The organism is Mesorhizobium sp. B2-3-14, assembly GCF_006442175.1.
GTDB lineage: Bacteria > Pseudomonadota > Alphaproteobacteria > Rhizobiales > Rhizobiaceae > Mesorhizobium > Mesorhizobium australicum.
Map to the genome: position 1 here is coordinate 196,346 of NZ_VFVP01000006.1, position 12,957 is coordinate 209,302.

Sequence of the window (12,957 nt, forward strand, 5' to 3'; positions counted from 1 at the left end):
GCCGCAGACTGTATAAAAACGGCTTAGAAACGCCGTGTAAAAGCCTGATTTTTCATTCAGACGCCAACCGGAACGAGGGGAAATCATGGCGTTGGACTGGGACAAGCTACGCGTGTTTCACGCTGCGGCGGAAGCGGGATCGTTCACGCATGCGGCCGAGACGCTGCATCTGTCGCAATCGGCGATCTCGAGGCAGGTCAGCGCGCTCGAACATGATGTCGGCGTGCCGCTGTTCAACCGCCATGCGCGCGGCCTGGTGCTGACCGAACAGGGCGAGATGCTGTTCCGCACGGCGCATGACGTGCTGATGAAGCTCGAGACCATCAAGTCGCGGCTGACCGAGACCAAGGACCGGCCGTCCGGCGTGCTCAGGGTAACGACGACCGTTGGCCTCGGCGCCGGCTGGCTGACCGAGCGGGTGCAGGAGTTCATCGAACTCTATCCCGAAATCAGCCTACAGCTGATCCTCGCCAACGAGGAACTCGACCTCACCATGCGCCAGGCGGATTGCGCCATCCGGCTGCGCCAGCCGCAACAGCCGGACCTGATCCAGCGCCGCCTGTTCACCGTGCATTTCCACCTTTACGCAGCCCCCTCCTATGTCGCCAAGCACGGCAAGCCGAGCTCGGTCGCGGAGCTGAGAACCCATCGCATCGTCACCTTCGGCCTGCCCGTGCCGTCGCATCTGTCGGAGTTGAACTGGCTGGAGACGGTCGGCGATTTCGAGAGCGGCCAGCGCGTGCCGTCGCTGCAGATCAACGACATCCTGTCGATCAAGCGCGCCGTGCAGGGCGGCGCCGGCATCGCCATGCTGCCGGATTATGTGATCAGCAAGGATTCCGGCCTGGTGCAGCTGCTGCCGGAGACCGAGGTGCCGTCCTTCGACACCTATTTCGCCTACCCCGACGCGATGAAAAACCAGGCCAAGCTGCACGTGTTTCGCGACTTCATCATCGCCAAGGCCAGAAGCTGGTCGTTCTAGCTTATCCTTTCCAAGGCGTAATCCGCGGCAGCCAGCCCGGTACGTTGCGGCGGTAGGCCTCGTATTCGGCGCCATAGCGGCCGGCGAGCGTCGGCTCCTCGTAGAGCTTGACGAAGGTGACCATGGCAGCCGCCGCGATTGCCGCGTAGGCAGCAATCGACCAGCTCGAGAACAGCAGCGCCTGACCCAGAATGATCGACAGCACGGCGACATACATGGGATTGCGGACATGGCGGTAGACGCCGCCGATCACCAGCCTTTCGGTCGGTGCGACGGGGGCGGGCGTGCCCAGCCCCTCCAGCGCGAAGCGGGCGAAGGCATGCAGCAGCACCGCGGCCGCGGCAATGACGAGCATGCCGCCGGTGAGCGCAAACAAGGGCAGGGGCGACCATGGCAGGCCCCAGCGATCGCTAAGCAGCCAGGGAACCAGCCCGGCGACAACGCCGGGAGCCGCGATCAGGAAAATGCCGCTGCCGGCGATCGCCGAAAACCTGCGCAATGGTCGATCCTCGCTTGACTGCCTTGGAAATGAACCGCCGCTGCCTCATTCCACATCATCAGTGTTTTTCGGCATTCGGGAGCAAAATCGGTCGGGATCGGCGTTTTCGAGACGACAATGACCCGAAATCGCGCCTCATTTTCACGATTCTGCTGGTCCTATTGGCTTTCGGAATGGGTTGGACCACAGCCTGTGCCTTTTTGCATGTGTGTGTTGCAAAATAGATGCTTGTTTCTTGGGCATGAAGAGCACATATATAGATCATCTCCTGGACGCGTTCTCCTCCCATTAGCGTCCTCGAGTGTTCCCCTCTGGAGGTTAGCCTTAACAGGCACTTCCAATCAAACTCAGCCGGATCTTCGTTGATCCGGCTTTTTTGTTGCCTGCATGCCACTGGGATGGCTGAAAAATTCACCGGAATTGCCGCGTAACAGTGTCATGTAACCTCTGGTAACATGACAAGGACACCCTCCATCTGCTAAGTGGATGATAGGACGCGGTGTGGTTCGGACGGGAGATGGGGGCATCACTCGTACGGCCCGGGCTCAGGCGGCTACCGCGTCCGAACCTTTTGCGCCGAAGCGCGGCGACCTCGACATGCGGCGGACCTGCCGTTTTTCCTCCCGAGAAAACGGTCCGCAAACAAAACGACGTCCGGCCCCCCGGGCGTCGTTTTTGGTTTTCGCCCCCTCGATCGTTCGAGGGGGGCTCCATATGATTCGAAATCGGGCACCGGGCGAAATCAGGCAGCCTTGCCGTTGGCGTTCATCGCTTCGTCGGCGAGACGACCAGTCAGCTCGGCCATGTGATCGAAAACGGCGCGGTAGCTGGCAACGCCTGACGTGGCCGAGCGCAGCTCGATAATCAGATCGCCGATCTCGGCCTGCGGCATGGTCGCCTCGACGACGTCCCATCCCGGCCAGTCGGGCCGCGCGTCATAGCCGAGGATCTGGCCGCGCCGCTGCGGGATCAGCGCGATGATCTTCGACGTCGCGTCCGACGGCGTGACGATCTCTACCTTCATCACCGGTTCCAGAAGCACCGGTGAGCAGGCGGCCATGCCTTCCTTCATGGCGAGCTTGGCCGCCATCTGGAAGGCCATGTCGGAGGAATCGACCGCATGGTACGAGCCGTCCGACAGGTTGACCGCGACATCGACCACGGGGAAGCCGAGCGGGCCGGATTTCAGGTAGTCACGTATGCCTGTCTCGACCGACTGGATGTAGGTCTTGGGCACGACGCCGCCGGTGATGGTGTCGGTGAACTGGAAGCCGGAGCCGCGCGGCAGCGGCTTGATCTCGATGACGACATCGCCGAACTGGCCATGGCCGCCCGACTGTTTCTTGTGGCGGCCGCGCTGCTGCACCGGCTTTCGGATCGTCTCGCGATAGGGCACCGCCGGCGCATGGCCTTCCACCGGTATCTGGTTCTTGCCCTCCAGCCGCTCGCGCACGACGCGCAGATGCATCTCGCCATGCCCTGACAGCACGGTCTCGGCCGAATCCTGGTTGTGGCGCAGGCTGAGCGAGGGATCCTCCTCTGCCAGGCGCTGGATGGCGGCCGACATCTTGACCTCGTCCTTGCGCTCCCTGGGGCGCAGCGCGAAGGCGAAGACCGGCTGCGGCGGCTCGACATCGAAGAGCTGTTTGGCACCGCCCTTGGCCGAGGTGAGCGTCTGGCCGGTCTTGACCGCGTCCAGTTTGCCGAGCGCCACGGTGTCGCCGGTCCTGGCGGCGCTCAGCTTGACCTGTTCCTTGCCCAGCATCCGGTAGATTCCGGAAACCTTGGCGGTGTCGCCGCCGGGCAGCCACAGTTCCGAGCCGTCGGCGACCTGGCCGGACAGGATGCGCGACACCGACAGCTTGCCGCCATGCGGCGTGTGGATGGTCTTCATCACCTGGACCACCGTCGCATTGCCGTCCGGGGCGCCGAGCCGCTTGCGGGTCGCCTCGATGTCGGGCGCATCGTGGCGGATCGTCTTCAAGAGGCGCAGCACACCATTGCCTTTCTCGGCGGTGCCGATCAGCACCGGCGTCACCGCGCCTTCGCGCAGATCGGCGGCGAGATCGTCGAAGATCGCGTCCTTCGGCGGCTCTATCTCTTCCAGCAGCTGCTCCATCAACTCATCGTCGTGATCGGCCAGCGTCTCCAGCATCGAGAAGCGCGCCTCCAGTTCGCGCGCCTTGTCGTCGCCCGGTATCTCGGCCACCTCGCTTTCGGCATATTCGCGGTAGATGTAGGCGCGCTCCAGCGCCAGATCGATCGAGCCGATCACGACGCCGTCCTTGCGCAGCGGGATCTGGCGCAGAAGCAGCGGCGGCGCGCTTGTCGGCTGCAGCATCTTCAGCGTATCGCGCACGCCCGCGATCGCCTTGTCGACCTTGTTGAGGAACAGGATGCGCGGCACGCCTAGATCGTCGAGCTTGCGCATGATGAGCTGCAAGGCGGGGATTTTCTTTTCGTCGGCCTCGGCCACGACCACCGCGACGTCGCAGGCGGCCAGCACCGGTTCGGCCTCGAAGGAGAACTCGATCGATCCGGGGCAGTCGATGAAGGTGAACTGCTCGCCCATGAACTCGGTGGTGGCGATCGACGCCTCGACGCTCATGGCGTGGGCGCGGGCCTCGGGCGAATGATCTGAAACGGTATTGCCTGAGGAAACCGGGTTCTGGCGGGGAATGGCGCCGGTACGGGCCAATATGGCTTCGAGAAGTGTCGTCTTACCGCTTGCGAAGGGACCGACTATGGCAATGCATTTCGGTCCCGTGCGTCGTCCTCCGGCGCGAGTACCCATGACTGACCTCCACTCAGGCGTTTCCTGGGGACCGACTGGCATTCATGGTTCAGGCCAGGGTCAATCGGTCCTGAGCGGCGGCCGGCCTGTTCGACCGTCGCGGGCGGTCTGTTTCGACCTGCCCGCGATTATCGTCCCACTTGTTTGCCGGCAGGGCAAGAAAAATAGGAAGCAGGCACGGCCGGTCGTCTCAGGCGCTGAGCGCGAGCGGTTCAACCGAGCGCCCGTCAACCAGCGCCAGCTTGCCGCGAGGCGCCGGCCTGCCGAAGAAATAACCTTGGAAACGATTGCACCCGGCCGCCTTGGCGAGAGCGAATTCCTCCGCCGTCTCCACGCCTTCCGCCACGATGGTGACCTCCTGGATGCGCGCGATCTGCGCCAGCGCCGAGACGAATATCTGTGCTACCTGATCGTGAGCGAGGGCGCGGATGTAGGAGCGATCGATCTTGATGATATCGACGGGCAAGGTCTTCAGATAGTTGAAGCCGCAATGGCCGGTGCCGAAATCGTCGAGGGCGATGTGAAAGCCGAGGCCACGCAATGCTTCGAGGCGTCGCAGGATCTCGGGCGTGGCGGCGGTCGCCACCGTCTCGGTGATCTCGATGATGAACTGTGATGCCGACCGGCCAGTGTCCTTCAGCACGCGGTCGCACATGGTCACGATCTCGTCACGCTTGAGCTGCTCGCCGGAGACGTTGATGGAAATGCGGCGGCCGGCGAACTGGCCGATGTCGGCACAAGCCCGCTTGAACACCCATTCGCCGAGCATGTCGATCAACGTCGATCGCTCGGCGATCGCAATGAACTCGGCCGGCGCGATCAGCCCGCGAACCGGGTGGCGCCAGCGGATCAGCCCCTCGAACGCCTCGGTGGAACCGTCCGGGCCGACGATCGGCTGATAATGCAGTTCGAGTTCGCCCAGATAGACCGCGGCGCGCAATTCCCGTTCGACCAGCCGCCGGTAGCGCTTGTCGGACAGCATCTCCTCGTCGAAGACGGTGACGCGGCCACGGCCCGCCGCCTTGCTCTCATAAAGCGCCAGATCGGCAACCAGCATCAATTCCGTCGTGTTCGAGGCATGGGCCGGCGCCAGGGCGACGCCGATCGAAATGGAGAGCGGAATGGTCTTGCCTTCATGCGATTTGCCGGCGCGCATGGCATCCAGCAATCGTCTGACATCCTTGTTGATGGCCGCCAGGTCGCCATGCGGAATGATGACACCGAATTCGTCGCCGCCGAGGCGCCCTACCATGGCGCCTGCAAAGATGCGGTCCGCGGTCTTGACCAGATGCGCCAAGGTGAGGTCGCCGAACTGGTGTCCGAACGTGTCGTTCAACTGCTTGAAATGGTCGAGGTCGATCAAGAGCAAGGCTGCCTCGCGCCTGTCGCGCCTGGTGCCCAGGCCTTCGCGCAGCGCTTCGAGGAAATAACGTCTCGTCATGGCGCCCGTCATCGCATCCCTGGTGAGGAAATGATGTTTCTCGGCCTCCGCTGCGGCGGCCGACTGGAGACGATGGACGACGCTGCTGCGCATGTACATCAATGCCAGCAAGGCCAGGCTCGTGGCCAGGATCGAGATGGCGAAGGCACCGCCGGCTGACAGGTTGTGCGAGACGTCGAAAGCGCCAAGCACCGCCGCGCCGGTGCTGATCACGAGCAGCGACTGGATACCGCGATAGATCCGGCCGCTATGGTCCTTGATCGTCGCCAGTATGCTCATCCGCCAGCCCCCGCAATGCAGGCCAACGGCTAGTGCGCAGCCGTTAAGAAGACATTGAATTCCCGGGCATTTCGCTTGGCGGTCCCGTACCGGCAAGTGTCATGGTTAAGAAATCAGGCCTTTGTCCAAGCGAGGTGACAAGGGCGGTTGCATCAGAGCCGATCCAGACCGAGAATGCGGCTCAGTTTCGCGGGCCGGCGTCTCACCGGCAACCACCAGTTCCAGGGAACAGACGATGAAGATCATTGCTTGCGGCAGCGTGCCGACGGTTATAGCGCCGGAAAAATACTTCACCGGCCGGGTTCTGCAGACGCCAATCATCGAGAAGGAGCCGCCGGCGCGGCTCAGGGCCACGCTGGTCAGTTTCGAGCCCGGCGCGCGCACCCACTGGCACACGCATCCGCTTGGCCAGACGCTTTATGTCACCGCAGGCGCCGGCCTGGTCCAGACATGGGACGGGCCGATCCAGGAAATCAGGGCCGGTGACGTCATCTCCTTCGCGCCTGGCGAGAAGCATTGGCATGGCGCGGCGCCGAAATCGGCAATGACGCACATCGCCATGCAGGAGGCGCTCGACGGCGTCCATGCCGACTGGCTGGAAGAGGTGACCGCGGCGCAATATGGCGGCTGATTGCTGTATCCACAAAACCCGGCGGTAACGCCTGACAGCGGTGACGCCGGGTTTGTTTCGGATCGACCAGATCAGGTCAGCGATGCCGTGAAGCGCTGGATGCGCGTGCAGGCTTCCTCCAGCAGCGTCTCCGAGGTGGCGTAGGAGATGCGGAAGTTGGGACCAAGGCCGAAGGCCGAGCCGAACACCACCGCGACGCCCTCGGCCTCGAGCAGTTCCGAGCAGAAGGCCTCGTCGGTGTCGATCACCTTGCCGGCCCTGGTTTTCTTCCCGATCAGCTGGGCGCAGGACGGATAGACATAGAAGGCGCCTTCCGGCGACGGGCAGGTGATGCCGCGCGCCTGGTTGAGCATCGAGACGACGAGGTCCCGCCTGCCTTGAAAGATCGCCTTGTTCTTGGCGATGAAATCCTGCGGGCCATTCAACGCCTCGACCGAAGCCCATTGCGCGATGGTGCAGGCGCCGGAGGTCTGCTGGCCCTGGATCATGTCCATCGCCTTGATCAGCTGGACGGGACCGGCGGCGTAGCCGATGCGCCAGCCAGTCATGGCATAGGCTTTCGAGACGCCGTTCATGGTCAGCGTGCGCTCGTAGAGCTTGGGCTCGACCTCGGCGATGGTCTTGAAGACGAAGTCGCCATAGGTCAGGTGTTCGTACATGTCGTCGGTGAGCGTCCAGACCTGCGGGTGCTTCAGCAGCACGTCGGCGAGCGCCCGCAGTTCGGCCTCGCTATAGGCCGCGCCCGACGGGTTCGACGGCGAGTTCATCAGCAGCCATTTGGTGTTCGGCGTGATTGCCTTTTCCAGCACCGGCGGCGTCAGCTTGAAGCCATTGTCGATCGAGGTGTCGGCAAATACCGACGTGCCGCCGCAGATCGCCACCATTTCGGGATAGCTGACCCAGTAGGGGCGGGGGATGATGACCTCGTCGCCGGGGTTCAGCGTCGCCATGAAGGCGTTGAACAGGATCTGCTTGCCGCCGGTGCCGACGATGGTCTGCTCGGGCTTGTAGTCGAGATTGTTCTCGCGCTTGAATTTTTTCGCGATCGCCTCGCGCAGCGGCACGATGCCCGAAACCGGCGGGTATTTGGTCTCGCCACGGCGAATGGCCTCGATCGCCGCATTCTTGATGTTGTCGGGCGTGTCGAAATCGGGCTCGCCGGCGCCAAGGCCAATGATGTCCCGGCCGGCATTTTTCAGCTCGCGCGCTTTCTGCGTCACCGCGATGGTGGCGGAAGGCTTAACGCGGGAAAGGGTGTCGGCAAGAAAGGCCATGACCTTTTGTCTCTCCAAAGGATCGGCGCGGCCAGGAGCGGCCGCGGCGCTTCTCATGTCGCAACATTCCCGTCAGCGCAAGCCTTGTCGGCTGGGCCAGGTGGGGCAGCGCGGTCAATGAGGCGTGATCGGCAAAAGAAAGTTCATTAACGGGCGGTAGAGGCTTGCATGGCAGGATCGCGGTTCAATTCCGCCAGGTCGCGGAGCGAGGAACCTTTGTCGCGCAGCATCGGACTTGCCCATATCACCCGTCATGATGGCTCGCAAGTTTGCTCGCTGACGGCGACGGTCGCTCTCAGGTTCGCTCCCTCAACGACACCCTCCGGCTGTCTACATGGGCAAGGTCTCGCTGCGTCTGACACCAGCCGTTTGCCCGACAAAGATATCTAGTCATAGTGGTCGGGACGAATGATGTGTGAGACATCAATGATCATACATCATACATCACTATTAACGTCTTGACCGTCATCTGAGACTCGCCGGGCGGGGGTACAAGGGGGGACGCCCCCGGCTGGTGCTATAGGTATGACCCCCTGAAAATTTCTCCAAGAATTTACTGGAATCTGGACCCTCGGCGGGAGCGGGGAGAAATCCCCTTGCTTGGGTCCCCGGCGGGATGACGACGAAGAAGGGCTTCCGTTGTGACCAGATTGTGACCGGGACGCCTAAGGGTGGCAAACCTAAAGGTGGGAGCTAGGGGGCGAGAGCTAGGGGGCGAGAGCTAGGGGGCGAGAGCTAGAGGGCGAGAGCTAGAGGGCGAGAGCTAGAGGGCTATAACAAGCACCGCAGGTTACTAGAGTAAACCACCTCCAAAAGATCGAAGGAGCTAAATTCTCTACCCTTCGGGAGTCCATCACCCCTTGAATGATCATAGAACACGGTTCGCTGATGTTATACAATCATTCTACTAGACCTATAGAAAGGAATGATAACATTTCTTTGTCGTGGCAAGCCCGAAGGGCGACAGAGGTAATTACCTTTGACGTTGCGACGACAACATCAGGCCATACGGAATACACCGGGCTTGCCACGTATGAGAATGATCCCCTTGGCCGCCAATGCGGGCATGAAGTCCCGATGGTCGATAACACGGTTCTTGAAGTTGCCCCCGGTCATTTTAAGATATTCCATTACCTCCGTCGTCTTCACGGCGCCGTAAGCGTGAATCTTCGACACAATGAACTCGAATGCGCGCCTGACGTTGCCGGATAGCCTGACCTCGACCGGACCGTCAGGCTTCCAATCTAGAATGTCGGCATTGGGGAAGATCACGGAAAGTTGCCCTTGCGGGAAGCCGCCCTTGCCGTTCGTCGAGAACACCACGTAGAGGTGACAGCCTTCAGGACAGCCACCATTGATCGTCTTCCGAATTGATCCACGGCCAGCCGCTTGGAAGATATGATGGCTTATCTCACCTATCCGCATCTTCTGTAGCTCTTCGGCAGGGAACGCGTCCATGACGTCCGCCTTTTTGGCACCGCGTCCGTCAGCCTCATATGAAGCATCATCGTATTGTAGCAAGCCAGCCAGAATGACGTGCTTGAAGTCGCGGTATTCGTTCGTAGCCGTGTGCCTGCCGTAGTGGAGGTATTCGACGAGAGGAAGCCTCGATGGGTTAAGCCGCCTCTCAACCAATGCCGGAAGCGTGTTGTCCTTCGGACGGTCCTCCCCTGTCGCACGATTACGATACGTCTCCCACTTGTGGGTGATCACCAAGACCCTCTCGCCAGAGGGTGTTTCCGCAATCATTTGGGCCACGTCATCGGCGACACGTTGGGCTTGCTTGTTGTCCTTCACCCGAGAGCTAAAGAGGTGCTTGCCAGCCGCCGTATTGCGGTGACGGATTGTCAGCCCGCTGTAAGATTTCTTCGGCGAGGGTAGCCTTTCAAGCGTCTGTCGATATCGCTCCCAGAAGTCATATGTCTGCCGGAGATCGCCGCTCGCATCCAAGACGAGCATAGGGGCCAGATCGGCCGGAAGAAGCTCGTTATATCCAAGCGTGATGTTATTGTTTCCATCGCGCCTCACGTTCACGACGTGCCCCGACAGCGAGTAGAGCGCGTGTGCCGTTGCCCTTTGCTCTTCGGTCTGGAACAGGCCCTTGAAGTCGACGAGTTCCATCCCCGTCGTGTACCTCTCTATATCAGGCATCGTAATGCGCTCGCCAACGTGATCTTTGAGCGAGTGTGCAAAACCAAGAATCTCGTAAGCCAAATCAGATGAGAGCCTTCTCAATCCCGACGACAGCCCGGCCAACAGGAACTGATCGGCCTTGAGTGTCAGGCTTGGCAATATAGCCTCGTCCCACACACGGACCTGCCTCACCTCCCCATGGTAGTGGAAGGCTTTCATGTCAGCAAAAGACTTGCCGGAATTCGCGTAATCCTCAAGCCGCCTCTGGGTCGTGAACAGCACACGGGCATTCTTGACGTCTGGCTTCTCGTAGGCGTCTAGCCTGCCGAGCTTGTTCACATCGTCGTCAGCCGTAAGGACAGCAAAGGCCCCCGGCTGCAAATCCATCCGTTTTACTGCATCAACAATTTGGTCTCGTCTCGACAGGAAATAGACGACAGAAACGCGGTCAAACTCGGGATCAGCCAAAAGGGCTTTGGTGCTTTCGATGGCGACCGTCGTCTTCCCCATCCCGGTAGGCAACGAAGAGATAAAGAACTTCTCGGCAGCTTGGCCTTCGGCCATCCGCTCGTAGGCCCCGATAATCGAATCCAGTCCATGCCACTGTTCTGGGTTAGGCTCATGCTCATGAACTTCGAAGAACGCCTTAGTGGCATCGTGGGCCACTGTCCCAAGCTTACCGAGTTCTACCGGCGTGTGGCCCTTCTCGGCACTCTTCAGCCACTCTTGGTATTCCTCCCACGTCCCGGTTGACTTCAGGTATTGCTCGCCCGAGACCTCGACATCATTGACTCTGTAAACGACCTTTCGGCCCACAGGGGTTTCATCGGAGCCCTCTTGATAAACCTGGACCTCAGGGGCCTCGTATTCATTCATTCCTAGTGCATGCGCGATGTCGTCAAATCCGTTTATCGCCAATTCGAATCCTCCTTTCTCTTTTTCTCAGGCAGTTGCTCTGGATGAAGCCAAAGCCCCAGCTTCACCGGCTTGATTTCGCGGTTTGGGATTATGGCAGGATCGGCCGTTCTGAGTATAAACAGGCGATTTATTGCAGTGTCGTCTACCTTGCCTAAGAGGTCCCGTCCGTTCTCCCAAAGCTCGCGGACGGAGCCGTAGGCCCTGAAGTCTCGTCCGTTCTTTTGGAGAATGAAGGAGTCGCCGCGCACGACGACCCCCCAGACTTTGTTTAGCTTGACCATCACGCGGTCACCCCAGCGTCTAAAATGCCTCTGTTTGGGTGGTTGTGGTGGCCTTTCAGCGCCTCCAACGGGATCGGGTGATCCGAGACAGCGGGAACATCAAAGGCCCGGTATTTTATCCGCTTCGCCACCTTGGTTTGTTCGTCGACAACATCGTGATCAGCCCAATAGGCAAGGCTGTGATCCCGCTTGAAGACAGGGACGCCATCCCGCTCGACATGGATGAGGGTATCGGGTGAGAAGCCTACCTCATCGCGGATGACACGACAGAGCGGCCCAAGAGGGTCTTTGTAAGTCCGCCGACCGTATGCCGAGTCAGACGTATCGATGGTATTGCCACTGTCGCGATGGGTAGCCCGATAGCTGCCAGTGTATTCGACTACGATGGTCTCGGTCATAGCGCCGTAAACATCTGGTCAAACGACATCGCAGGAGAACCCGGTTTCGCTCCTCTCCGCTTCACAGGCCGAGTGATGATAGGAACCTTGCGGTACCGTGGGGTGTAAGTCCCCGCTGCCTGAGCCAAAAGCTTCTGACGTTCGAACTCGACACAGGCATCGACCAGCATTGCCTTGTCGTGATGGATCGACGCTCCCCATTCTTGAAGACCGAGATTGTCCCGACGGAGGTTCAACGGATCGTTGTCGATAAACACGACACGCTGCCCCGGACGGGCATCAGTCAGAACTCGGGCTATCAGAACCTCGGTCCCGAATGGTCCCCTGGCACCGACTTGACCGCCCCGGAGTTGCCAGTTCGGATAGACCTTCAGATTACTCAAAGTGTTAAAGTCATCGAGGCCAACGACGGCCTCCCGTCCACCATCCCTTGCGAGGGGTACGTGGATCAGAAAGCCGTTCTTTTGGCTCCCGCTGACGCGGACAGCGCGGGGTTTCAATCGACGCTCCGACCCTGACCCTTGCGAGCAAAGACCGAATTCGTTCGGACGGGCTTGTCTTCAGCTGGAATTGAATCGATAGCCCTCTCGACACTGCCAGCCGGAATGACGCCTCGGTTTTCGAGAATCTGAAGGGCTACGATCTCATCGTTGAGGCCGCTCCCTGCAATCGATTCAGCCGCCTGTGAAGCCCGAACCTTAAGAAGCTCCCGCTCTGCGAATGACATCTTGGCAATGGGCTTTGCAAGTAGGCTCTTATCCATAAAGTGGAACTGGGTACTCATAAAAATTCCTTTCTCAAATTGCTTTCATATTGACGGACAGGTGGTTGCTCCCGTCTGCTGAAATAATCGTCATGTCGATTGTCCAACCGGCCTTCAGGGCATGGTCGCGCAGGGCAGCGATAACGAGGTTGTGGTGGGTCCACGTCCCCGAAAGCTCCCTCGGCTGATCGATGCCGATGAATTCGAGCGAAAAGAGTTGATACTCGTCTCGGTGAATCCGGGCGTGTCCGACTATCAGCTTCTCTTTGTTTGGAATTGCGATGGTGATTAACGTCAACCGGTAGGACTCACCGGCGACGTAAGTCAGTTCAGGTGCGGCCACCGTGGCTAACTTCTCCAAGGACCATCGTCCGTCTTCGTGAAATTTGGAATTAACTTCTAAAAAATGCTCTTGATCAAAAACCCCTAACAGGGAATCGGTAGACAAGTTCTATTTATTCCTTTCGTGTTGGTAGCGGTTAGAATGGAGGAGACTTGTTGGAATATAAACTCCCACAATCCCATAATATTATAACATAAGTGCCGAGCAAAGTCAAGAAAAAA

At 59.9% G+C, this 12,957-nt stretch carries 11 protein-coding genes; 2 read left to right on the top strand and 9 right to left on the bottom strand.

Annotated features, from left to right (window positions below; all coding sequences use genetic code 11):
* The first annotated feature begins 85 nt into the window (after window positions 1-85).
* Window positions 86-982 carry a LysR family transcriptional regulator gene (locus FJ950_RS17835; RefSeq protein WP_023770205.1) on the top strand — a complete coding sequence of 299 codons (897 nt, stop codon included), beginning with the start codon at window positions 86-88 and terminating at the stop codon, window positions 980-982.
* Between the two features lies 1 nt (window position 983).
* Here the strand turns inward: FJ950_RS17835 and FJ950_RS17840 are convergent, their stop codons facing one another.
* The 3 genes from FJ950_RS17840 to FJ950_RS17850 all read right to left on the bottom strand — a co-directional run bounded on the left by FJ950_RS17840 (window position 984) and on the right by FJ950_RS17850 (window position 5,995).
* Complete coding sequence (locus tag FJ950_RS17840) at window positions 984-1,481, bottom strand: isoprenylcysteine carboxylmethyltransferase family protein (RefSeq protein ID WP_140617746.1); 498 nt, start codon at window positions 1,479-1,481, stop codon at window positions 984-986.
* A gap of 742 nt (window positions 1,482-2,223) precedes the next feature.
* Window positions 2,224-4,275, bottom strand: a complete 2,052-nt coding sequence (locus tag FJ950_RS17845) for an elongation factor G (RefSeq protein ID WP_140617747.1) — start codon at window positions 4,273-4,275, stop codon at window positions 2,224-2,226.
* 190 nt (window positions 4,276-4,465) lie between these two features.
* Window positions 4,466-5,995, bottom strand: coding sequence for an EAL domain-containing protein (locus FJ950_RS17850; RefSeq protein ID WP_140617748.1), 1,530 nt, complete (start codon window positions 5,993-5,995; stop codon window positions 4,466-4,468).
* A gap of 235 nt (window positions 5,996-6,230) precedes the next feature.
* On the opposite strand from FJ950_RS17850, the gene FJ950_RS17855 reads away from it, so the two are divergent.
* The gene (locus FJ950_RS17855) at window positions 6,231-6,626 is read left to right on the top strand and encodes a cupin domain-containing protein (RefSeq protein WP_140617749.1); all 396 of its coding nucleotides are present in this window, start codon (window positions 6,231-6,233) and stop codon (window positions 6,624-6,626) included.
* Between the two features lie 71 nt (window positions 6,627-6,697).
* Here the strand turns inward: FJ950_RS17855 and FJ950_RS17860 are convergent, their stop codons facing one another.
* The 6 genes from FJ950_RS17860 to FJ950_RS17885 form a co-directional block, all read right to left on the bottom strand.
* Window positions 6,698-7,900, bottom strand: a complete 1,203-nt coding sequence (locus FJ950_RS17860; RefSeq protein ID WP_140617750.1) for a pyridoxal phosphate-dependent aminotransferase — start codon at window positions 7,898-7,900, stop codon at window positions 6,698-6,700.
* 999 nt (window positions 7,901-8,899) lie between these two features.
* Window positions 8,900-10,951, bottom strand: a complete 2,052-nt coding sequence (locus FJ950_RS17865) for a hypothetical protein (protein WP_140617751.1) — start codon at window positions 10,949-10,951, stop codon at window positions 8,900-8,902.
* A 280-nt stretch (window positions 10,952-11,231) separates the two neighbouring features.
* Entirely contained in the window at window positions 11,232-11,630 is a 399-nt protein-coding gene (locus FJ950_RS17870; RefSeq protein WP_140617752.1) for a hypothetical protein, read from the bottom strand.
* Complete coding sequence (locus FJ950_RS17875; RefSeq protein ID WP_140617753.1) at window positions 11,627-11,887, bottom strand: hypothetical protein; 261 nt, start codon at window positions 11,885-11,887, stop codon at window positions 11,627-11,629. The genes FJ950_RS17870 and FJ950_RS17875 overlap by 4 nt, the downstream gene beginning before the upstream one ends.
* A 239-nt stretch (window positions 11,888-12,126) precedes the next feature.
* Entirely contained in the window at window positions 12,127-12,414 is a 288-nt protein-coding gene (locus FJ950_RS17880) for a hypothetical protein (protein WP_140505052.1), read from the bottom strand.
* 13 nt (window positions 12,415-12,427) lie between these two features.
* Entirely contained in the window at window positions 12,428-12,841 is a 414-nt protein-coding gene (locus tag FJ950_RS17885; protein WP_140505053.1) for a hypothetical protein, read from the bottom strand.
* Window positions 12,842-12,957: the final 116 nt, after the last annotated feature.

Excerpts from the sequence above, each read along its gene's own strand:
- FJ950_RS17835 (WP_023770205.1), top strand. The coding sequence starts at position 86 with ATGGCGTTGGACTGGGACAAGCTACGCGTGTTTCACGCTGCGGCGGAA.
- FJ950_RS17845 (WP_140617747.1), bottom strand. The coding sequence starts at position 4,275 with ATGGGTACTCGCGCCGGAGGACGACGCACGGGACCGAAATGCATTGCC.
- FJ950_RS17850 (WP_140617748.1), bottom strand. The coding sequence starts at position 5,995 with ATGAGCATACTGGCGACGATCAAGGACCATAGCGGCCGGATCTATCGC.
- FJ950_RS17855 (WP_140617749.1), top strand. The coding sequence starts at position 6,231 with ATGAAGATCATTGCTTGCGGCAGCGTGCCGACGGTTATAGCGCCGGAA.
- FJ950_RS17860 (WP_140617750.1), bottom strand. The coding sequence starts at position 7,900 with ATGGCCTTTCTTGCCGACACCCTTTCCCGCGTTAAGCCTTCCGCCACC.
- FJ950_RS17870 (WP_140617752.1), bottom strand. The coding sequence starts at position 11,630 with ATGACCGAGACCATCGTAGTCGAATACACTGGCAGCTATCGGGCTACC.
- FJ950_RS17880 (WP_140505052.1), bottom strand. The coding sequence starts at position 12,414 with ATGAGTACCCAGTTCCACTTTATGGATAAGAGCCTACTTGCAAAGCCC.